The 1442-nt window shown below is 62.0% G+C and carries 2 protein-coding genes; one reads left to right on the top strand and one right to left on the bottom strand.

Features of this window, described 5'->3' with window-relative positions; genetic code table 11:
• The coding region (locus A2J01_RS02475; protein WP_156519140.1) for an aminotransferase class I/II-fold pyridoxal phosphate-dependent enzyme at positions 1-631 on the bottom strand (631 nt) is incomplete at its 3' end.
• A gap of 138 nt (positions 632-769) precedes the next feature.
• Here A2J01_RS02475 and A2J01_RS02470 point away from each other — a divergent pair.
• On the top strand, positions 770-1442 hold a 673-nt coding region (locus A2J01_RS02470; protein WP_156519139.1), incomplete at its 3' end, for a GntR family transcriptional regulator.

Raw genomic sequence — 1442 nt, 5'->3', positions numbered from 1 at the left:
AGATCTCGTCGGCGAAGAGCATCAGATCGTGTTTGCGCGCTAGATCCACGAAGCGTTGCAGCACCTCCGTCGAGTAGACGGCGCCCGTCGGATTGTTGGGATTGATGACGACAATCCCTCGGGTGCGCGGCGTGATCCGAGCTTCCAGATCGTCGAAGTCCGGTGCCCAGCCTTGGCTTTCATCGGTGAGGTAGTGGACGGGCGTGCCGCCGGCAAGTGAAACCGAAGCCGTCCACAAGGGATAGTCGGGAGCGGGAATCAGGATCTCGTCCTCTGGATTGCAGAGGGCCTGCATCGTCAGGGTGATCAGTTCGGACACACCGTTTCCGAGATAGATCTCGTCGACGGTGACGTCGGTGATACCCCGCGTCTGGTAGTACTGGACCACCGCAGTGCGCGCCGAATACAGTCCGCGAGAATCGCAATATCCCTGCGCGGTAGGGAGATTGCGGATCATGGCCATCATGATTTCGTCCGGAGCTTCGAACCCGAAGGGGGCCGGATTGCCGACGTTGAGTCGCAGGATCGTGTGTCCCTGATCCTCGAGTTCTTCGGTCTTGTCGAGAATTCGCCCTCTGATGTCGTACCTGACATTCTCGAGCTTGCGGGCCTGATCGATGGGTGTGTTCACGCGGTTACGTACCTCTCCGGTTCGGGTGGGCGAGTTGTGTTTCAGATGAGAAGGGCGCCTCAGGGTTCGGTCTGGAAACGGACATTGATTCGCGATAGCGCTAGCGGCGAAAGAGGAGTAGCGCTACTATGATTCGACATGTCCAATGATAGCAGTTCGAGGATTGTCGCAGCCTTGCGTGAGTGGATCGCGACGGCTCCTCCAGGCGCGAAGCTTCCGTCCACTCGGTCGCTCGTCAGCCTGCACGGGGCGAGTCCGGTCACCGTGCAGAAGGCGCTGCGAACACTGGTATCTCAGGGGGTTGTGGAGGCTCGTCCCGGTGTGGGGACCTTCGTGCGCGCGGCGCGCGTCGTGCGACCCAACGACTACGGGTGGCAGACAGCGGCGCTCGGATCGCCGAACTATCGTCTGCAGTTGCCCATGGCGCTGCAGTCCACCTCCAACGACGTGATCGCGCTGCATTCCGGCTATCCGGCCCGAGAGCTGTTGCCGGAAGGTCTGGTTCGTGCAGCCTTCACCAGGGCGACGCGAACCGACGCCGTGTTCAATCGGCCCCTCGCTGCCGGGCTTCCGGAACTGCAGTCCTGGTTTGCCTCCGAATTGGGTTCCGCCACTCCTGCCGGGATCACTCCGCCGGGGCCGAACGACGTGGTTGTACTTCCCGGCAGTCAGGGTGGGCTTGCGACGTCCTTTCGCGCGTTGGTGGGGGAGGGACGTCCGTTGCTCATGGAATCGCCGACCTACTGGGGAGCGATCCTGGCCGCCGCACAGGCTGGAGTCACGGTCATTCCGATTTCCAGCGGCGCCAACG

The organism is Rhodococcus sp. EPR-134 (genome assembly GCF_001647205.1).
Lineage (GTDB): Bacteria > Actinomycetota > Actinomycetes > Mycobacteriales > Mycobacteriaceae > Rhodococcus_F > Rhodococcus_F qingshengii.
Note: the sequence above shows the minus strand (reverse complement) of the source record. Positions and strands in the feature narration are given on the sequence as shown.